General features: G+C 40.7%; 21 protein-coding genes. 16 read left to right on the top strand and 5 right to left on the bottom strand.

Translation table 11 applies throughout. The features are described from left to right. Window positions 1-31: 31 nt before the first annotated feature. From tkt to FQ085_RS00660, 3 genes are all read left to right on the top strand, one after another. A complete protein-coding gene (tkt, locus tag FQ085_RS00670; protein WP_058384995.1) occupies window positions 32-2,035 on the top strand; it encodes a transketolase in 2,004 nt (667 codons plus the stop codon). A 130-nt stretch (window positions 2,036-2,165) separates the two neighbouring features. Further along, window positions 2,166-2,408, top strand: a complete 243-nt coding sequence (locus tag FQ085_RS00665) for a YneF family protein (protein ID WP_058384996.1) — start codon at window positions 2,166-2,168, stop codon at window positions 2,406-2,408. Between the two features lie 130 nt (window positions 2,409-2,538). Further along, a complete protein-coding gene (locus FQ085_RS00660) occupies window positions 2,539-2,820 on the top strand; it encodes a hypothetical protein (RefSeq protein WP_058384997.1) in 282 nt (93 codons plus the stop codon). A gap of 67 nt (window positions 2,821-2,887) precedes the next feature. Here FQ085_RS00660 and FQ085_RS00655 read toward each other — a convergent pair whose 3' ends face one another. Further along, complete coding sequence (locus tag FQ085_RS00655) at window positions 2,888-3,829, bottom strand: alpha/beta hydrolase (RefSeq protein ID WP_149455711.1); 942 nt, start codon at window positions 3,827-3,829, stop codon at window positions 2,888-2,890. A gap of 12 nt (window positions 3,830-3,841) precedes the next feature. Then, the gene (locus FQ085_RS00650) at window positions 3,842-4,741 is read right to left on the bottom strand and encodes a hydroxymethylglutaryl-CoA lyase (protein WP_149455710.1); all 900 of its coding nucleotides are present in this window, start codon (window positions 4,739-4,741) and stop codon (window positions 3,842-3,844) included. Window positions 4,742-4,822: 81 nt separating this feature from the next. Between FQ085_RS00650 and FQ085_RS00645 the strand changes: the two genes are divergently transcribed. Beyond that, on the top strand, window positions 4,823-6,007 hold the full coding sequence (locus FQ085_RS00645) for an acetyl-CoA C-acetyltransferase (RefSeq protein WP_149455709.1): 1,185 nt from the start codon (window positions 4,823-4,825) through the stop codon (window positions 6,005-6,007). Window positions 6,008-6,020: 13 nt separating this feature from the next. Next, a complete protein-coding gene (locus FQ085_RS00640; RefSeq protein ID WP_058385001.1) occupies window positions 6,021-6,230 on the top strand; it encodes a DUF3886 domain-containing protein in 210 nt (69 codons plus the stop codon). A gap of 215 nt (window positions 6,231-6,445) precedes the next feature. On the opposite strand, the gene FQ085_RS00635 is transcribed toward FQ085_RS00640, so the two are convergent. Beyond that, on the bottom strand, window positions 6,446-8,851 hold the full coding sequence (locus FQ085_RS00635) for an S-layer homology domain-containing protein (protein WP_149455708.1): 2,406 nt from the start codon (window positions 8,849-8,851) through the stop codon (window positions 6,446-6,448). A gap of 493 nt (window positions 8,852-9,344) precedes the next feature. Continuing rightward, window positions 9,345-10,247: an aldo/keto reductase gene (locus FQ085_RS00630; protein ID WP_149455707.1), complete on the bottom strand. Its 903-nt coding sequence runs from the start codon at window positions 10,245-10,247 to the stop codon at window positions 9,345-9,347. Window positions 10,248-10,326: 79 nt separating this feature from the next. On the opposite strand from FQ085_RS00630, the gene FQ085_RS00625 reads away from it, so the two are divergent. The 7 genes from FQ085_RS00625 to FQ085_RS00595 all read left to right on the top strand — a co-directional run bounded on the left by FQ085_RS00625 (window position 10,327) and on the right by FQ085_RS00595 (window position 17,058). Further along, window positions 10,327-10,878 (top strand): NUDIX hydrolase, encoded by a 552-nt coding sequence (locus tag FQ085_RS00625; protein ID WP_058385004.1) that lies wholly within the window; start codon window positions 10,327-10,329, stop codon window positions 10,876-10,878. Between the two features lie 104 nt (window positions 10,879-10,982). Further along, window positions 10,983-11,444, top strand: a complete 462-nt coding sequence (fur, locus tag FQ085_RS00620) for a ferric iron uptake transcriptional regulator (protein WP_008430965.1) — start codon at window positions 10,983-10,985, stop codon at window positions 11,442-11,444. Window positions 11,445-11,538: 94 nt separating this feature from the next. Next, window positions 11,539-12,441, top strand: coding sequence for a site-specific tyrosine recombinase XerD (gene xerD / locus FQ085_RS00615; RefSeq protein ID WP_149455706.1), 903 nt, complete (start codon window positions 11,539-11,541; stop codon window positions 12,439-12,441). Between the two features lie 67 nt (window positions 12,442-12,508). After that, on the top strand, window positions 12,509-13,696 hold the full coding sequence (gene deoB, locus FQ085_RS00610) for a phosphopentomutase (protein WP_058385006.1): 1,188 nt from the start codon (window positions 12,509-12,511) through the stop codon (window positions 13,694-13,696). A gap of 48 nt (window positions 13,697-13,744) precedes the next feature. Continuing rightward, complete coding sequence (locus FQ085_RS00605) at window positions 13,745-15,049, top strand: pyrimidine-nucleoside phosphorylase (RefSeq protein ID WP_149455705.1); 1,305 nt, start codon at window positions 13,745-13,747, stop codon at window positions 15,047-15,049. A gap of 146 nt (window positions 15,050-15,195) precedes the next feature. Continuing rightward, window positions 15,196-16,518 carry a diaminopimelate decarboxylase gene (lysA, locus tag FQ085_RS00600; RefSeq protein ID WP_058385008.1) on the top strand — a complete coding sequence of 441 codons (1,323 nt, stop codon included), beginning with the start codon at window positions 15,196-15,198 and terminating at the stop codon, window positions 16,516-16,518. A gap of 180 nt (window positions 16,519-16,698) precedes the next feature. Beyond that, window positions 16,699-17,058 carry a GNAT family N-acetyltransferase gene (locus FQ085_RS00595; protein WP_058385009.1) on the top strand — a complete coding sequence of 120 codons (360 nt, stop codon included), beginning with the start codon at window positions 16,699-16,701 and terminating at the stop codon, window positions 17,056-17,058. Between the two features lies 1 nt (window position 17,059). Here the strand turns inward: FQ085_RS00595 and FQ085_RS00590 are convergent, their stop codons facing one another. Next, the gene (locus FQ085_RS00590; RefSeq protein WP_058385010.1) at window positions 17,060-17,560 is read right to left on the bottom strand and encodes a DUF309 domain-containing protein; all 501 of its coding nucleotides are present in this window, start codon (window positions 17,558-17,560) and stop codon (window positions 17,060-17,062) included. A gap of 83 nt (window positions 17,561-17,643) precedes the next feature. Between FQ085_RS00590 and FQ085_RS00585 the strand changes: the two genes are divergently transcribed. The 4 genes from FQ085_RS00585 (at window position 17,644) to resA (ending at window position 20,621) form a co-directional block, all read left to right on the top strand. Next, window positions 17,644-18,417, top strand: a complete 774-nt coding sequence (locus FQ085_RS00585; protein ID WP_149455704.1) for a segregation/condensation protein A — start codon at window positions 17,644-17,646, stop codon at window positions 18,415-18,417. Further along, entirely contained in the window at window positions 18,395-18,985 is a 591-nt protein-coding gene (gene scpB, locus FQ085_RS00580) for an SMC-Scp complex subunit ScpB (RefSeq protein ID WP_058385012.1), read from the top strand. The genes FQ085_RS00585 and scpB overlap by 23 nt, the downstream gene beginning before the upstream one ends. 252 nt (window positions 18,986-19,237) lie before the next feature. Then, window positions 19,238-19,969: a pseudouridine synthase gene (locus FQ085_RS00575; protein ID WP_058385013.1), complete on the top strand. Its 732-nt coding sequence runs from the start codon at window positions 19,238-19,240 to the stop codon at window positions 19,967-19,969. A gap of 91 nt (window positions 19,970-20,060) precedes the next feature. Beyond that, window positions 20,061-20,621 (top strand): thiol-disulfide oxidoreductase ResA, encoded by a 561-nt coding sequence (gene resA, locus FQ085_RS00570; protein ID WP_058385014.1) that lies wholly within the window; start codon window positions 20,061-20,063, stop codon window positions 20,619-20,621. The last annotated feature ends 2 nt before the right edge of the window (window positions 20,622-20,623 follow it).

Here is a 20,623-nt window from a genome sequence, read left to right as displayed (position 1 = left end):
ATTAAATTTTTGTTTGAGAGAGGATGTTACTATGTCAACCCACGCAGATCAACTTGCAGTAACAACAATTCGTACACTTTCTATTGATGCTATTGAAAAAGCTAATTCTGGTCATCCAGGATTGCCAATGGGCGCAGCTCCAATGGCGTATACATTGTGGACTAAACACATGAACCATAACCCGAAAAATCCGGATTGGTTTAACCGTGACCGTTTTGTGTTATCGGCAGGACATGGTTCTATGCTTTTATATAGCTTGCTTCATCTAAGCGGCTATGGTTTAGAAATGGATGAAATCAAAAACTTCCGTCAGTGGGATTCGAAAACTCCTGGACACCCGGAATTTGGTCACACTGTAGGCGTTGAAGCGACAACCGGACCACTAGGCCAAGGAATTGGTATGGCAGTTGGTATGGCAATGGCTGAGCGTCATTTGGCGGCTACATACAATAAAGAAAACTTAGAAATCATTGATCACAACACATTCGCTCTATGCGGAGACGGTGATTTAATGGAAGGCGTTGCCGGAGAAGCAATTTCTCTTGCAGGTCACTTGAAACTGAATAAATTGGTCGTACTTTATGATAGTAATGATATTTCGTTAGACGGACCCCTTGGAAAAAGTTTCTCTGAAAACGTTCAAAAGCGCTTTGAATCTTACGGCTGGAATTATTTGCGCGTAGATGACGGCAACGAACTGGACGATCTATCTGAAAAAATTGCCCTAGCCAAAGGTTCTTCAGACAAACCAACTTTAATCGAAGTTAAAACGGTTATCGGTTACGGTTCTCCAAACAAATCGGGTAAAGCAGATTCACACGGAGCGCCACTTGGTGAAGATGAAATGAAATTGACGAAAGAGCATTACGAGTGGACATTTGAAGAGGATTTCCATGTGCCAACAGAAGTATACGAAACGTTTGAGCAAGCAACGAAAGAGTTGGGCGCTAAAGCTGAAGCTAACTGGAACGACATGTACAGCCAGTATGAATCAGCACATCCAGAACTAGCAGAACAATTACAAATGGCGATTCGCGGCGAACTTCCGGAGAACTTTGATGCGGAATTCCCGACATATGACTTCGGTAAGAAACAAGCAACTCGTGCTTCTTCTGGAGACATGATTAACGCAATCGCTAAAACAGTGCCTTCATTCTTTGGTGGGAGTGCTGACCTTGCTGGGTCTAACAAAACAAACATCAAAGGCGGCGGTGACTTTGACGCTGACCATCCTGAAGGTCGTAATATCTGGTTTGGTGTTCGCGAATTCGCAATGGGTGCTGCTTTAAACGGCATGGCTCTTCACGGCGGACTTCATGTCTTTGGTGGAACGTTCTTCGTCTTTAGCGACTATGTTCGTCCAGCGATTCGCCTAGCTGCTTTAATGGGACTTCCTGTAACATACGTCTTCACACATGACAGTGTGGCAGTGGGAGAAGATGGCCCAACTCACGAACCCGTTGAACATTTAGCTTCTCTTCGTGCAATGCCGAACTTGAGCGTTGTTCGTCCAGCAGATGCGAATGAAACAAAAGCAGCGTGGCGTTTAGCATTAACGGCTAAAACGACACCGACTTTACTGGTGCTGTCTCGTCAAGACTTGCCGATTCTAGAAAACAGCGGCGAACTTGCTGAAGCTGGAGTTGAAAAAGGTGCTTATGTTGTGTCACCTGTTGAAAATCCGCAAGCATTGCTATTAGCAACTGGCTCTGAAGTTAGTTTAGCTGTAGCTGCACAAAAGCAATTGGCTGAAGAGGGTATCAACGTATCTGTTGTTTCAATGCCTTCTTGGGATCGTTTTGAAAAACAGGGCAAGGAATACAAGCAATCTGTTATTCCAAAAACGGTTAAAAAGCGTCTTGCAATAGAAGTGGGAACTTCATTTGGTTGGGACCGTTACACAGGCGATGAAGGCGAAATTCTAGCAATCGACCGTTTTGGTGCAAGTGCACCAGGCGAGCGCATTATGGAAGAGTTCGGATTCACTGTTGAAAACGTAGCAAGCAAAGTGAAAAACCTAATTAACGAACAGTAAGATAAAAAATGGAAGCATTTGTTGCTTCCATTTTTTAATTATTTAGCTACTTATAGTCACGATTCTTTTTTTATAGTATAATCCAATGTGGTGTACTACTTATTTACGCAACACGAAGGAGGTAACAAGAATGGATACATGGATCTGGATCGTAATCGTTATCGTGGCTTTGCTCGCAGGTGTTGCACTTGGATTCTTTATCGCACGTCGCTATATGATGAAGTATTTGCAAGATAATCCACCAATCAACGAAGAAATGCTACGAATCATGATGATGCAAATGGGACAAAAACCGTCTCAGAAAAAAATCAATCAAATGATGTCTCAAATGAATAAAGCGTCAACGAAACCTGGCAAACCAGCTAAAAAATAAAAAGTACTCTCCGGAGTGCTTTTTTTATTTGTCTTCATTTGTTCATTAACTTGAAGAGAAACGGGTATTGTAGGTAGAAGACACCATGTCTACTGCAGCCTAGAGATTAAAAATAGAGGAGGCGTTGCAAGTGGATGAACGTGAAGAGTTGATGTTTTACTTGCCGGTTATTGAAGAAGATGATAAGGAGGCTGGGAAGTTTCATCTGGAAAGCGCCAATATAAAAAAAGCGTTTCCGCTGTCATTGGATAAGATACAGGAGTTAGTGAAGGATATGACGGATTATGAACTGGCTACGATTGAGCTGCATGTTACCGGTATTGTGAAAAGTGGCCCCATTACCGAATTGTTCATCGGCGTAGAAGGGGAAGCTGGCATGAAGCTCATCCTGAACAAAAAGAAAGAAATCTAATAAAAAGCACTCCGCGGAGTGCTTTTTATTAGATTTCGAAAGAGGGGGCAGTATCCTCTGGTATTGGCTACGCTTCATTATATGTGGGTGTTAGCAAGTCGTATTTCATTAGAAATTTGGCGACTGTTTCTTCGTATTCCTCAGGATTTTTATTGAAAGACTGTGCATGCGCCCCTTCTGAAAACAGTTTTAATTGTTTTGGTCCCTGCTTTAATGCAAAAAGTTCTTCACTCATTTTCGGCAAAACAAAATCATCGTGAATGCTATGGATAAAAAGAATAGGTTTTTTTATGTTCTTAATGGTTTCCCGCGGTGACACACTAGCGATGGAATAGCCATCACGTATTTTTAAAAAAAGACTTGCAAGCCGCAAAGCTAATGTCGTACGAAGCGGTGTTGTTGTTCTCATAACATGGAGCACCTGTTCATAAATATCGGAATACGCACAATCTGAAATATAAAAATCTGCAGTATCTTCCAAACCTCCGTAAAGAAGTGTTGTTGCGGCTCCCATGGATTCACCGTGTATCCCGAAAAACAAATCTTCACCTACATGCAGCTTTAATGCATCTACGACAGCCTTTAAATCGATTTTTTCAAAATGCCCGAAACTAGTCGTTTTTCCTCCAGAGTCACCATGGCGCCGATGATCATAGACAACCGAGTTAAACCCTAATCGCTCGAACATCCGTGCAAATCTGAAAGAATTGACTTTTGATTCAGTGACACCATGACAGATGATAACAAAGCGGTTGGTATCATGTGGTTCCAAGAAAATAGCTTTGATGGGATAGCCATTTTTGGATTCGATCCATCGCTCACTTTTTGGTACATTAGCGTACCAAACTTCGTCGTAACGTTTTGCGGTCGTTTCTCTTTCTAAAATTTGCTGATCATCTTTTTTCTTTACATACATTAAGCGGTTGCTGGCAATTAATCCGGCAGTGGTAGCCGAAGCAGTCAAAATACTGGAAATGATAGCAGAAGTCCAAAGCAATCTTTTTTTCATCGCAGAAACCCCTTATCCCTTATTTTTATACAATGTATACATACCAGTCGTTACGGGATTCGATACGTGTGGCTCAATTTTTTCAATAGCTTTGCACAGAAGATCCAAATCAATTCCAGTGTGAATAGCCATTTGATGAAGCATATTCACAACATCTTCTGTTGCGACATTGCCAGTAGCTCCTGGTGCGAAAGGGCAACCGCCTAAACCACCTGCAGAAGAGTCAAAGCGGGTTACCCCTGCTTGAATAGCCGCTGTGATATTAGCTAATGCCATTCTACGAGTATCGTGAAAATGCGCAGTCATTAAAACATTCGGAAAAGCTTCCACTAATTGAGTGAACAAAGCATAGCTTTCCTTTGGCGTTGCCATGCCGATAGTATCGGCAACACTTAGTTCGTCGACTCCCCATTCCACGAACTGACGGCAAAGCGATAAAGTAGCTTCTGGAGCAACAGCCCCTTCAAATGGACAATAGAAGGCAGTTGAAATACAAGCGCGTACAAAAATCCCTTGTTTTTTTAAGTCGTAAATTAATGGCTGTAACGCTGCCATACTTTCTGCTGTTGTCTTATTAATATTTTTCTTATTAAATGTATTGGAAACACCTACAAAAACAGCAAGAGACGTTGCGCCTGATTCAAGTGCAGCAGTGACGCCTCGCTCATTGGGTGTTAGTACAAACTGACGACCGACTTTTTTTGTCTGAGCGACTATTTCTTTGGCGTCTGCCATTTGAGGTACCCATTTTGGTGACACAAATGAAGTGAGCTCCATTTCTTGAATTCCAGCATTTTGCAGAGCGGTTATAAACTCGAGCTTATTTTCAGTCGAAACAAGTTTCCCTTCGTTTTGGAGACCGTCTCGCGGCCCAACCTCGATAATCGTTGCGTTATTTGGTAAACTGAACATAGTATCCCCCCTACTTTCCATTGTATAGAGGAGAGGGATAAAAGAGCAACTAGCAAACAATCAAACAAGGGGGAAAAGTAAATGTCACAGGAAATTGTTATTGTAAGCGCTGTCCGAACAGCGGTAGGTTCGTTTCAAGGGGCGCTCAAAGACATTCCAGCTACACAATTAGGGGCAATTGTGATTAAAGAAGCGATTGAACGCGCAGGAATTCAATCAGATCAGGTTTCTGAAGTCATTATGGGGAATGTACTACAGGCAGGACTAGGTCAAAATCCAGCAAGACAAGCATCCATTCATGCAGGGCTACCGGAAAATGTACCAGCTATGACCATTAATAAAGTGTGCGGATCTGGATTAAAGTCGATTCAATTGGCTTTTCAAGCAATTTATGCTGGAGACGCAGAAATCGTTGTAGCAGGTGGCATGGAGAACATGAGTCGTGCACCCTATTTGATGGAAAACGCTCGCAGTGGTTTCCGTATGGGCGATCAGAAGTTAGTTGATAGTATGCTCGTAGATGGGTTGACTTGTGCATTCAATAATTATCATATGGGTGTTACGGCAGAAAATTTGTGCGATCGCTATGAAATTACACGTGAAGAACAGGATAAATTTGCAGCTCGTTCACAAGCGCGTGCTACTGCAGCGATCGAATCAGGACGATTCGACGATGAAATCGTGCCAGTAGAAATTCCGCAACGTAAAGGAGAGCCAGTCATCTTTAAAACAGATGAATACGTCAAGAGCTCTTCTGATGAAGAAAAACTAGCGAAGTTACGTCCGGCATTTAAAAAAGAGGGCAGTGTAACAGCTGGTAACTCATCAGGTATCAATGACGGAGCAGCAGCAGTTGTAGTTATGTCAAAAGCAAAAGCAGAAGAATTAGGATTAACACCACTTGCAACAATCGTAGCAAGTGGCACTGCGGGAGTTGATCCATCTGTTATGGGGATTGGTCCTGTTCAAGCTGTGAAAAATGCTTTAAGTAAAGCGGACATGTCTCTAGGGGATATCGAGTTAATTGAAGCAAATGAAGCATTTGCGGCCCAGTCGATTTCAGTCGATCGCGAATTGGCATTTAACCATGATATTCTAAATGTTAACGGGGGAGCAATTGCGATTGGTCATCCGATTGGTGCAAGTGGTACACGTATTTTCGTCACACTGTTACATGAAATGATCAAGCGCGATGCCAAGACGGGTCTTGCGACGCTTTGCATCGGTGGCGGTCAGGGAATCGCGACGATTATTAAACGCGCATAAGGAGAGAAGATCGATGGCGAAACGAAAAGAAGAATCTAACAGTATGTTTTCAGAAGACATGTTGTCAAGGCTAAAAGAAACAAAAAAAGAACTGCTTAAAGAAGAGCAGGCGCTAGAAGAAGAAAAAGAAGCACGGCGCTTATTTGAGCGGAAGGAACGCGAGAAAAACCTGTCGTTTGCCGAATTGTTAGAACGTCACGGAGACAAAGGAAACAAGTTTTAATTTAACTAGCTAACCCACTTGTTATAGGATTGGCTAGTTAGATTTACAGGGTATTTTGTGAAGATACCAATAAGCGCTGCTTAAATAAAGTTACTAAAAATGCAAGTTTTTAAAAGAAAAATAGCACACTCGCATAGTTGCTCTTAATGACAAGAGCAACTAGCGGGTGTGCTATTTCAGTTTTGAGCAATAAACTAGCGTCTTATATACGCGACCTAATCCTCTAGATGATTAACGTTGTAAAGGAAAATCGCAAATTCTCCACGCTTCAGCGAACTTTCTGTCCCAAACTTAGTTGCTGTTAGGCCTTTAGTAATTTCATATTCTACTAGAGCAGCAACGGATTTCTCATACCTGTCAGATACATCAGTAAAATGTGTCCCGTTTTTACTGGCTTCTAACTCATAGGCGTTTTTCAATATTATGGCTGTTTCGCCTCGCGTGATGTCTAAATCTGAACCGAACGTAGTTTCCGATTTACCATTAATAATCGAAGCTGCTTTCAAAGCATCTATATATTTTGCAGCTCGTTCAGGAACATCTGTAAATTTAGATTTTTTTATGTCCGTTGTCTTAAGATTTAATGCTTTAGCTAACATGACGGCTGCATCAACGCGTTTAATCGTCATGTCTGTGCCGAATTTGGTCGGTGTTAATCCTTTTGTGATGCCTTTTGATAGAAGGTAGTTTACTGATAGTGAATATCGATCTGGTACATCTGTAAATCCAGTTGGATCTGGATTAGGTGTTGGGTCTGGATTAGGTGTTGGGTCTGGATTAGGTGTTGGGTCTGGATTAGGTGTTGGGTCTGGATTAGGTGTTGGGTCTGGATTAGGCGTTGGATCCGGATTAGGACTAGGATCTTTAGCGCCTGTTGTAAATTGATAAATCGTTGAATTTTCGCTTTCTCCATTGCTGTTAGTCATGTTCATATACCATTGATAGTTTGTGTTCTTGCTAAGGTTTTTCCATTCGACAGAAGCTTTCTCGCCTGATTTCAACTCTTTGTCTTGCCCAATTGATTGATTGGTGAAGATATTAACAGCCAAGTAATCTGTTTCAATTTGTCTTGGATTTTCTTTAGCTTTTACATCGGCCAAATCAAAATTCGCCGTAAAGCTTTCTTTAGCAGAATCAAATTGATCGAAATTAGTATCGTCAAGATAAGGAGAATACGAAACGAAGTCAAGTGATTCATCAGTCGGATCAAATGTCAGTAAACGTAAATAACCATCTCCACGATCTGGAGCGAGATTCCCTTGGTAGTTACCTAATACTTCCAATAGTTCGCGACTCGTACCATCTTCATTCGGTACTTTTTTCACACGGTAATTTGACCCGTGGTGGTGGCCGCTAAGAACCATTTTAACGTTTTTGTTGGGATTAACTACTTCTCGGTTAATAATCCTTGCAGACTCGGTTGCATACTGTGCCACGGAGTTGATATTTTCGTGCATACCAAGAATGGCGTTTCGATTAGCGTATTGCTTAAGTACTTTGTTAGCCCAATTGACAGTTTCAGTTGTTCCATCTTTTCCGTACCCGAGATAGAGCATGATGAAGTCATGATCTCCGAATGAAAATAAATCATAATGATTTTGATTTTGTTCGTTCATTGCTTCACCAAACCAAGCATTGTCTTTAAAGCGATTTACACCAGCATATTCACCAAAGCGCGTATAATCATAAATTTTTTGTGTTCGATCAGGCATAACATCTCGGTTTCCAGCGAGTACGCCATAGGGAATGTTGGCAGCATCCATTCGGTTTAAGTTGGTTTTCGCTACTTCCCATTGTTCGATTTTATCGTATTGGTTAACAAGATCTCCAGTATGCATTGCATATTCAAACGTTCCTTTATTAAATTCTTTAATCATCCAATCAGTCATGGAAGTCCAGACTTTAGGATAATCTTCTGCATAGTACTGAGTATCTGTAAACCACAACATCGTAAAGTCTTCTTCTTTAGAATTTGTCACAGTCCCAGAGTCGTGGACCATAGCTTGAACTTTGCCATCTTTTACGAATCGTTCTTTATCAATTTCAGCTGATAGGATAATTTCTTGTCCTTTGGAATTTCCTTGTGCTTGATTTAAAGCAATCCAGGTGCCGGCTTTATAGTCCCATGCAGATAAGTTGGCCAAACCACTTGATAATGTTTTACCTTCCCAGTAGAGCTCTATTGCATTGCCTGTTGCTAAATCTTTGGATACATCAACGACAAAGCGTTGTGAAGGAAAGCCTTTGCTACTTTTTGTAACGGTTGTTTTGCCATCATTAGCTGCGATGGCATCAATTTGTCCTTTCGTTAAAGGTATTGCACCGGTTTGAATGCCAACAGAAATTGGATTGTCAGCGGTATCGTTTGTGAAGCCCGACATCGTCTTACTGTTGGCAAAGTCATATTTATATCCTTTTTTAAAATCAACCGTTTTAATGCCAGCACCGGTAGAATCTTTAACGATTGCTTCCAAAGTGGGATTTAAGCTGACATCTGTTGCGTAGTCAGACGGTTTAACATTCGTTGGTTCTTCCAAGCTAGTTGCTGCTAATGTTGCTAATGGAGCATTTGTTAAAATTAAAGCTAAAACGGCTGTAGTAGTGAAAATCTTTTTTATCATATTTCATCCTCCTTAATTGGTGTTGTCCTTGCTATATAAACTTTTCAAGTTTCCTTGAAAAATGAGTATAAAGTACTTTGATTATAGGAATAACTATTCTTTTTAACTATGATTAGTGAACCTATTTATTCATAATAACAAAAAAAAAAATAAAAACAACTTAATTTTCCGTATATTTAGAAAATTTAATAAACAAGTCAAAGCTATTCATTAAAAAGAGGATTAGGATTTTTAAAAAATGTTTTTATAAAATTGGGGATTGCTATATAAAGTCGTACTAAAACCTAGTGTTTTTACAGGAGTATAGCTTTACGCGATAAAGAACAAAAAGTGTTATGGAGTTTTTCCCGCTTAAAAAATTGAAATAACGCAAAAAGGCATAGATTGCTCTTTTGCAAGGGCAATTTACGCCTAATTTTTTTGAATTTTTTTCTAAGTATTTGTATAGTGGCAATATCATAAAATTTTGAAGTCTTCAATTGTAAAAAACTAACTATTTTCTATGTTCTTGGTAAATATCTTGCCGTGTCAATGTTTTTGCTTGTGAAATTTGCTCGGGGGAAACCAAAGTTTCGTATGCGTTGATGGTTGCTTTAATCTGGTCTGCTGAACTAGCGCCTACCACTACTGAACTGATCGTGTCGTGCTGCAATATGCTATGCAGCGCTAAAGCGTGGAGATTGTCATGAACTGCCAGCAGATTTTCTAAAGTGTCTTTCAATTCGGTTGCATTATAGCTCAAATAGCCGTCCATTTTACCCGCCCGTTGGAGTCCTTCGCCAGTCAACAAGCCTTTTGCTAAAGTGCCGCGAGTAACGACTGATGTTCCAACTTGACCAATGCTGTCCAGCAATTCTTCAGGGCGACGATCTAGTAAACTATATTGCATCATGATGGAGGCAATGTCGCTTTTCTCAAGAAATTGGTTGATTACATTTGGACGTATCGAAGAAATACCATAAGCGCGAATCAACCCTTCTTTTTTTAATTCTTCAAAAGCTTCAATGGTTTCTTCAACGTCATCGGTGATCATGCCACCGTGTAATTGATACACATCAATATAATCTGTCTGCAAGCGCTTCAGACTCGTGTGAATTTGTTTTTTAAGATAAGACTTGGTGGGGTTCCATTTAACCTCACCTGTATGGTTGTTCCACTCGTTCCCGACCTTAGTAGCTAAGACGATTTCTTTTCGGTGATGCGTTAATACGCTGCCCACAATTTCTTCGTTGACTCCTTTGTCATATAAATCCGCAGTATCAAAATAATTAATACCTTGAGCAATCGCTTCATCAACGATCAGGCTTGCTTTTTTCACGTCTGTTGGCAAGGACATACAGCCGAATCCAATTTCACTTGTTCTAATCCCGCTCGTACCTAATAAATTTTTCTTCATCTCTCCACCTCGTTTAGTCTGTCGTATCTAATATGGTATACTTTCTTTCAGAGAAACCACAAATGAAAAGAGGATTCCCATGAAAAAATTTGAAGAAAAAACGATCCATTCTAATCGGTTATACGAAGGGAAAATTATTAATTTAAAAGTTGATGATGTGTCACTTCCGAATGGTCACACCTCAAAAAGAGAACTGATTGAACATCCTGGTGCTGTCGCTATTATCGCAATTACAACGGACAAAAAAATCATTATGGTTGAACAATACCGAAAAGCGTTGGAACGGTCTCTTGTGGAAATTCCAGCAGGTAAGTTAGAACCAGGAGAAGCTCCTGAAACTACCGCAATGCGCGAATTGGAAGAAGAAACAGGCTACACGGCTGAAAAGTTGGTGAAAATACAAACTTTCGCCACTTCTCCAGGATTTGCCGACGAAGTTATTCATTTGTTTGCAGCCGAAGGATTGAGTAAAGCAACAAATGGAGCGGTTTTGGATGACGATGAATTTGTGGAACTAATGGCAATAACGATCGAAGAAGCAGAACAAATGGTTGCGGACGAACGAATTTATGATGCTAAAACAGCATTCGCGGTCTTATGGGCAAAGCAACATTTGTTAATTGAGAATTGAAACCATTATCTCTTTATAACGATTATAATTAAAGGGTGAATAGTATTGTTGTAATTGAGAACTCCCTTTTGATATAATAGAGGCAGTTTGAGGGAGGGCGTCGCATGGAAACCAGAATTGATCGGATAAAAAAACAACTACACGCTGCGAGTTACAAATTGACGCCACAGCGGGAAGCGACAGTTCGAGTTTTGTTGGATCATGAAGAAGACCACTTAAGTGCAGAAGACGTCTATCTTTTAGTGAAAGACATTGCACCGGAAATCGGATTGGCAACTGTATACCGGACATTAGAACTTTTAACAGAACTGAAAATTGTCGACAAAATAAACTTTGGCGATGGCGTGTCGCGTTATGACCTGCGTCAAGAAGGCGCAGCGCATTTCCATCATCACCTTGTCTGTCTAGAATGTGGAGCAGTAGATGAGATACAGGAAGATCTCCTAGAAGATGTGGAGAACATAGTAGAGAAACGTTGGAATTTCCAAATTAAAGACCACCGTCTTACTTTCCATGGCATCTGCTGGCGCTGCAATGACAGCAACTCTCAAAATCCATCAGAATAACAGATGCCTAGAGGACGGCCCATGTAGGCCGTCCTTTTTGTATGGAAAAACGGGACTGATTGCCTTAAATACAAAACATAAAGGAGGCAGACGGATGAATTTTGGTAAAGATGCACTCGACGATTACGTGCATTTTCTGCGAGTTGAAAGACAACTAGCAGATAATACATTAACATCTTATAGGAGAGATCTTAACGTCTATCTTCAGTATTTGAAAGAAGTAGAGCAGTTACAATCCTTAAGCAACATTGAACGAGTACATATAGTGAATCATTTACGTCATTTGAAAGAAACAACCAAAATGCCGCGAACAGTAGCGCGCCATATTTCGTCTATTCGTTCTTTCCACCAATTCTTAATTCGTGAACGAATTGTCGAAACCGATCCAACTGTTCACCTAGAGATGCCCCAAATGGATAAGAAACTGCCGAATATCCTGTCTGTTGAAGAAGTGGATGCCCTCATACAGGCACCTGCAACAAATAAAGCAAATGGATTACGGGACCAAGCGATGTTGGAATTATTATACGCCAGTGGAATGCGTATTAGTGAATGCATCAATTTAGATGTAGAAGATATTCACCTGACGATGGGATTTGTTCGCTGTACTGGAAAAGGCGGCAAAGAACGGATTATTCCTTTAGGGAAATCTGCTTTAACATCTTGTCAGACGTATTTGGAAACAGGTCGCCTCGACTTACTGAAAAGTGGAGAAAAGACCGATGCTATGTTTATTAACCAACGAGGTAAACGCTTAACTCGTCAAGGGTTTTGGAAACTATTAAAGCAGCATGCACAAAAAGCGGGTATACAAAAAGAGTTAACGCCGCATACGTTGCGCCACTCTTTTGCTACGCATTTATTGGAAAATGGAGCAGATATTCGTGCAGTTCAAGAAATGCTTGGACACGCAGATATTTCTACCACTCAAATTTATACACACGTTAGTAAGACGCGATTGAAAGACGTTTATTCTCAATTCCATCCACGCGCATAAAATAGGTCTGACTTCCGACGAGGAGGTAGAGTGTGGTAAACTAAAAGCAAAATAAGGAGGAATACTTATGACGACCCAACCATTTAAACGCGTTCACTTAGTAGTATTAGATTCGGTAGGCATTGGAGAAGCGCATGACGCTGAAGCATACGGTGATAAAGGATCAGACACACTCGGCCACATTGCGGAAACTGTAGGCGGATTAACAATGCCGAACATGGAAAAGTTAGGTCTCGGCAACATCGTGCCCGTGAAAGGGCTTGCACACGTAGATTCGCCAGCTGCTTATTATGGCAAATTACAAGAAGCTTCTGTTGGAAAAGATACAATGACAGGACATTGGGAAATCATGGGATTGAACATTGATACCCCGTTTAAAGTATATCCGAACGGTTTCCCAGAAGAGTTAATTCAGCAACTTGAAGAAAAGACAGGTCGTAAAGTAATCGGCAACAAACCAGCAAGTGGCACTGAAATTTTAGACGAGCTGGGTCAACAGCATATGGAAACAGGCGCAATTATTGTTTACACATCTGCAGATCCTGTATTGCAAATCGCAGCTCACGAAGAAATTGTTCCTTTAGAAGAACTGTATCAGATTTGTGAAATTGCACGTGAATTGACATTAGCACCCGAATATTTAGTAGGTCGTATTATTGCGCGCCCATTTCTTGGAGAGCCTGGAGCATTTAAACGAACATCAAATCGCCATGACTATGCTCTAGCACCATTTGACCGTACGGTGATGAACGAATTAAAAGATGGTGGCAAAGATGTTATTGCTATCGGCAAAATCGATGATATTTACAACGGTGCAGGTGTCACAAAAGCAATTCGCACAAAAGACAATATGGACGGCATGGATAAACTAGTGAAAGTCGTTAAAGAAGATTTTCATGGATTAAGCTTTTTAAATCTTGTGGATTTTGACGCACTTTATGGACATAGAAGAAATCCTCAAGGTTACGGGGAGGCGTTAGAAGCTTTTGATGTGCGTCTTCCAGAAGTGTTGGAAAACATGCAGCAAGATGATTTGTTAATCCTTACGGCAGATCACGGCAACGACCCAACATTCCCTGGTACAGATCATACGCGTGAGTATGTGCCGCTTTTAGCTTATTCACCACGTTTTAGCGGTGGTCAAGAGCTTGAAACAGGAAAGACATTTGCAGACATTGGCGCAACCATTGCGGAGAACTTTTCGGTGGATATGCCTAAATTCGGAAAAAGTTTTTTGTCTCGTTTAAATGGTTAAGTATGTTTTATTTGAAATGAAAACTAAATGGAGAAGGCGGTAATATTCATGAGAATGGTAGACCTGATTGAAAAAAAACGAGACGGCAGCGAATTATCGACTGAAGAAATTACGTTCATCATCACTGGCTATACAAATGGAGACATCGCTGATTACCAAATGAGCGCTTTTCTAATGGCAGTTTATTTTCAAAACATGACAGAGCGTGAACGCGCAGATTTAACAATGGCGATGGCAGAGTCAGGCGACCAAATCGATTTATCAGCAATCGAAGGCATTAAAGTGGATAAGCACTCTACCGGCGGAGTGGGAGACACGACAACATTGGTTCTTGGACCTTTAGTTGCGGCATGTGGCGTTCCAGTTGCAAAAATGAGTGGTCGTGGTCTAGGTCATACGGGTGGAACGATAGATAAGCTAGAAGCAATCGATGGTTTTCATGTTGAACTTTCAACAGAAGATTTTATCAAACAAGTAAATGACCATAAACTAGCGGTAATTGGACAAAGTGGTAACTTGACTCCAGCAGATAAAAAAATGTACGCACTGCGTGATGTAACGGGAACCGTTAACAGCATACCGCTAATAGCAAGCTCGATTATGAGTAAGAAAATTGCAGCAGGAGCAGATGCGATCGTTTTAGACGTTAAAACGGGCGAAGGTGCGTTCATGAAAACGCCTGAAGACGCTAAAGAACTAGCGCATGCGATGGTTGGAATTGGCAATGCAACAGGCAGAAAAACAATGGCGATTATTTCTGATATGAGCCAACCTCTTGGATTTGCGATTGGTAATGCGTTAGAAGTTAAAGAAGCAATCGAAACATTACAAGGTAAAGGTCCGGAAGATTTAACCGAACTGTGTATGGTACTAGGCAGTCAAATGGTTGTCGTTGGTGGTAAAGCCGCAACCTTAGAAGAAGCACGTGCGATGCTGGAAAAAGTAATTGAGAACGGACAAGCTTTGGAAGTTCTCAAGCAATTTATTGAGGATCAAGGCGGAAATCCAGCGGTGGTGGATGATGTCACATTATTGCCACAAGCTAAATTTATAACAGAAGTTCCCTCTAAAGAAGAAGGTTATATTTCATTTATGGAAGCGGACGAAATCGGCACAGCGGCTATGGTGTTAGGTGCAGGCAGAGCAACAAAAGAATCGGTTATCGATTTAGCTGTTGGCATTGTTCTTCATAAGAAAGTTGGAGACTTTGTAAAAACTGGCGAGGCCATTGCTACAATTTATTCAAATACAGAAGAGCTCGCAGAATGTTCTAAAATGATATATAATAGTATCGAATATACAAGTAGACCGGTTGAAAAAATCAAACTGATTTCAGCTTTGATAACCGATTGACAAAATCTTGCTGGGTAATTGCTCAGCAAGATTTTTCATATACATAAGTGAAACTAGAAGAGAGGCTTTTTTAGTGAATAGTAGGGGATAATTCTGCTCTTTCTTCTTAAACTCTTTGAATAACACATCATAAGGAGGCGCTTTTTTTGCATTTATATGGCACACAAACAATTAATGAGCAAGGTCATTTGACGATCGGTGGGACCGATTCAGTGGCGTTAGCTGAGAATTACGGCACACCACTTTATGTTTACGACATTCAATTATTCCGTAAACGCGCTAGAGCGTTCCAACAAACCTTTATAGATGCCGGAATTGGCTATCAAGTCGCTTACGCCAGTAAAGCTTTTTCGACGGTTGCAATCTATCAAGTGGCAGCAGAAGAAAATCTGTCGCTAGACGTGGTTTCTGCTGGAGAATTATACACAGCGGTCAAGGCGGGATTTCCGGTTGAGAAAATTCATTTTCACGGCAACAACAAAAGCCTGGAAGAATTGCAGATGGCGTTTCAAGTAGGAATCGGTTGCATCGTAGTCGATAACTTTTACGAAATCGACTTACTAAAAAAACTTTCCGAGCAAACCAAGCAATCAATGAATATTTTGTTGCGTGTCACCCCGGGCATTGAAGCTCACACACATGACTACATCACGACCGGACAAGAAGACTCGAAATTCGGTTTTGATTTGAAAAATGGTCAGGCTGACGAGGCATTCGAGCAAACCTATAATCACCAATATTTGAATCTAATGGGTCTACATTGTCATATTGGTTCACAAATTTTTGATACGAGTGCATTTCAGTTAGCTTCTGAAAAATTACTGCGAAAAATGGCTGGATGGCAACAGCAATTCGGTTATACATGTGCCGTATTAAATTTAGGTGGCGGCTTTGGTATTCGCTATACTGCAGAAGATCAACCCCTTGAACCAGCTGTCTATGTCAGTAAAATGATTGAAACCGTGAAACAAACTTCTGAAGCATTGGGTTATCCGATTCCTGAAATTTGGATTGAACCAGGCCGTTCCTTGATTGGAGATGCCGGAACGACGCTTTATACGATTGGATCAACAAAAGAAGTTCCAGGAACGCGGAAGTATGCTGCGGTTGACGGAGGAATGTCCGATAATATTCGTCCTGCTTTGTACGGAGCGAAATACAGTTCGCTCCTTGCCAATAAAGCAAATGCAGCTATGACCGAGCAATACACAATTGCTGGAAAATGTTGTGAGTCAGGAGATAAACTTATCGAACAGGCTGAATTGCCACTAGTAGAAGCAGGAGATCTTTTAAGTGTTTTCTGCACAGGAGCTTATGGTTATTCAATGGCAAGCAATTACAATCGCATTGCACGACCAGCTGTTGTATTTGTTGAAAACGGCAATCATCAACTCGTTGTAAAACGTGAAACGAATGATGATTTGATCAAACAAGACTTACCTTATTCTCAAAAGGCTGTCCAAAGATGAAAAAAGGGAACCTGATCTTACTGCTTTTTATTCTAGCGATGGCGATGGCGTGGGGGATTATTTACTGGATCTTTTTTGCAGAAAATGTCATTAGCGGATAAAGAAGGCTCTCTTGAGTTATCAAGAGATCTATAGTAATATGGTAAAAGCCGCTTTTAGACGAAAATGAGGGATTTAATTATGTTATTCAGATATAAGAAATCATTCGAAAAAATTGCTATGGGGCTTATGTCGTTCATGCCGAAAGAACGAGAGTTAAAAAAGCTTCAACAAACGATGCATATTTACGAGGAAAACCCCGATTGGCAATTATTCCTTTGGAAAAAAGAGGATGATTTTGTCGGGCTATTAGGTGTGGAAGTTAGCGAAGAAACTTTCACCATCCATCACATATCTGTGAACCCTTCTCATCGCGGAGAAGGAATCGGTCGTGAAATGATAGGCAAAATTCAGCGTATAATGCAAGATCGAGAAATGCTTTCAACGGAAGAAACAGATGCGTTTCTCAAAAAATGTCCAGAAAAAAAAGGCGACCTTTAATTTAAAGGTTTCGCCTTTTTTTTTGTTCGCGTAAACTAATGATTGAAGATCGGTCACGAAGTCTATGCTTATGCATGAGGAAATAAGGATCTTGCAGCGTTAGCGGATTTTCTAAACGATAGGATTCTACTGCTTGTTTTAGATTTTCTGAAACAATAGGAATGTCTTGTGCGACAAAAGGCTTGCGTTCTGTGACAGCTTTAATCGAATCGGTTAAAATACCGATTAGCTTTTCATGATCAACTCCGTCAACCCAAACTCCTCCTGCTGAAAGCTTTACCTTGGCGCGGATAAACGACCGCAGTGCACCGGGATAATTGCTTCTTCGCCAATGGTACATGCCGACTGCTAATTGAATCCAGCCAGTCAAGGGATGTAATTTGTCTTTCGGGGCAACAGACTTCCAATAGTCTTCTCCGACTTCATGGCATTCGAAAAAATCTTTTTCTTGATTAAAATTAATAATGTACTGAATAAACAGCGGATGGTGAAGTGGATGCATTTTGATCCCCTTTCTACTATAATAAAGAATAATTGCCCATTAACTGGGATAGATGAGTATTTAAACAGTCAGGTGGTATAGTAATGTCTTACGAAGTGAAAGTGGAGGCCTTTGAAGGTCCTCTTGATTTATTATTGCATTTAATCCACCGTTTGGAAATTGATATTTACGATATTCCTGTTTCACAGATTACTTCACAGTATATGGAACACATACGTGCGATGCAAGTTCTAGAATTGAATGAAGCGAGTGAGTATCTTGTTATGGCGGCAACTTTGATTGCGATTAAGAGTAAAACCTTACTGCCAGTGCATGAAGGAGAGCTCGATGAAGTAGAGTATGACTTTGATGAGCAGGACCCACGAGAAGAATTGGTATCGCGACTTGTAGAATACCGTAAATTCAAAGATGCTTCCTCGAATTTAAGAGAGTTAGAAAGTAATCGTTCCGCCATCTATACGAAAGCCCCAATGGATTTATCGGAAATCCAAGCATCTATTCCCGGTGAGCAAGTTGATCTTGATGTGAATGCATATGATATGCTCGGGGCTTTTCAGAAGATGCTGCGTCGGAAACAGTTAAAATCGCCTTTGTCTGCGCGCATCACTCGTCAGGAAATTTCCATCAAACAACAAATGACAGCTATTGTCGACCAATTAAAATTGTCAAAAGGTCGTACGTCTTTTAGTGATTTATTTCCATCAAATGATAAGACTGTATTGGTGGTATCGTTCTTATCAATTTTAGAGTTGATGAAACGTCAAGTCATTGCAGTAGAGCAACAAATGAATTTCACGGATTTGATGGTGGAGCTCAGAAAGGACAAGTGGGAATATGAAGACGAATCTTTCGAGTAAAATAGAGGCGCTGCTTTTTGTGGCAGGAGATGATGGCCTAACATTAAAACAGCTTCAATTTTTAACAGAAGTGAGCAATGAAGAGTTGCAAGCGGGTATTAGTGAATTGCATTCACGCTATGACGCTTCTGTCAGTGGCATTGCCCTTAAGGAATTAGCAGGTGTCTTTCAACTTGTCACTAAACCAGAAGTAGCTGAGACAATTCAAAAGTTAGTGGAAAATCCGACCGTCCAAGCATTGTCTCAAGCTTCGTTAGAAGTATTAGCGATAATTGCTTATAAGCAACCCATTACGCGAGTTGAAGTAGAAGACTTACGCGGAGTGAAAAGCGAAAAAGCTCTTCAAACGTTAACCGCTAAAGGACTTGTTCAAGAAGCAGGACGTGTAGAAGGAACCGGTCGTGCCATTTTATACGGGACGACAAGCGAGTTTTTAAATTATTTTGGATTAAAAAGTTTAGACGAACTTCCACCATTACCTGAAGAAGCAGCAAATGATTTGGATGAAGATACGGATCTTTTTATGACGAATTTTCAAGAAGCCTTTAAAGAAGAAGTAAAAGTGTAAGGTTGTTCTAGAAGGCTGTGTTATTGACAGTCTTCTTTTCTTTTGAGCTTAGCGCTTCCGCTTTTACAGAAAATGTGACATAATTCCGAGAGGAACGAACGGCATATCGAGTTATTGTAATACATTTGCAGTGCTTGGCTCGGTTAAACAAGAAACGAGACACATTTCCGTTTTCGCTTGTTTGGCTGCAGCACCTGTGTTCATCAGGCGCGTACGCTTTTCGAAAAAAATACTAATGAGGTGAACTTATTTATGGAAAGATTACAGAAAGTACTTGCACACGCAGGTGTAGCATCAAGACGTAAATCAGAACAATTGATTTTGGACGGCAAAGTAAGAGTCAATGGAAAAACAATTAAAGAACTTGGCGTAAAAGTTTCAAGTTCAGATAAGATCGAAGTAGAAGGCGTTCAGCTTGAAAAAGAGCAGAAGGTCTATTATTTGCTGTATAAGCCACGTGGTGTCATTTCCGCTGTTTCTGATGATAAAAATCGGAAAGTTGTCACGGATTTTTTCACAGATATTGAAAAACGGATATACCCAGTCGGGCGTTTAGATTATGATACATCTGGTTTACTGATCATGACGAACGATGGCGAATTTGCCAACATGCTGACACATCCAAAGTTCGAAATTGATAAAACGTATGTAGCTCGCTTAAAAGGGATTCCAGAAAGAGACGATTTGAAAAAACTAGAACGTGGCATCAAACTAGAAGATGGCATGACAGCACCTGCTAGAGTAAAGCTACTGTCTGGTGATAAAAAGACAGGTAAGGCAATCGTGCAAATTACCATCCATGAAGGAAGAAACCGCCAAGTCCGTAGAATGTTTGAAGCAATTGGCTTCCCAGTTCAGAAATTGAGTCGTGAGCAGTTTGCTTTTCTAACTCTACACGGCTTGAATGCTGGTGAATCACGTGAACTTTCTTCGCATGAAGTCAAATTATTGCGTGTATTAGCGGATACAGGCAAACGCGTCTAACGTTCACAAACCCTTCAAAACTCCAGACTTGTGACTGTTTAAACTTTGTTATAATTAGGTTTGTCTAATATACCTCGAAGGAGGAACAAGCATGGATGAGCAAGGAAAGAAGAAAAACAACAACAAGAAGCAAAGACGAGCTGTGATGAGAACGGCAATTTTGGCGATTTTAATAGCTGCTATAGGTTATACCATCTACAACAGTGCAACAGCTGAAGATGTCAGTGTACTTAAAGTCGGTGATAAAGCTCCTGATTTTGCTTTAGTAGATCTTGAAGGCAATAATCACAAATTATCAGATTATGAAGGTCAAGGTGTCTTTTTGAATTTCTGGGGTACGTGGTGCAAACCGTGTGCGAAAGAAATGCCAGCTATGGATCGGCAATTTGATGTCTTTTCAGACCAAGGCGTTCAAGTGCTTGCAGTAAACATTGCTCAATCGGATTTTGAAGTCCAATCTTTTGCGGATCAATACGGCTTGTCTTTTCCAGTAGTGATTGATAAAACAAAAAGTGTGATGACGGCCTATAACATCAGGCCATTGCCAACTACAGTGCTTGTTAATCCGGAAGGAAATATTCAGCGCATCATTACAGGTGAAATGACCGAACAGGATATTGAAGGGTTTATGGAAGAAATTAAACCTGACTAAGG

Origin of the sequence: Planococcus sp. ANT_H30 (assembly GCF_008369335.1) — a bacterium.
In the GTDB taxonomy this organism is placed as follows: domain Bacteria; phylum Bacillota; class Bacilli; order Bacillales_A; family Planococcaceae; genus Planococcus; species Planococcus kocurii.
This window is presented reverse-complemented; position numbering and strand designations above follow the sequence as displayed.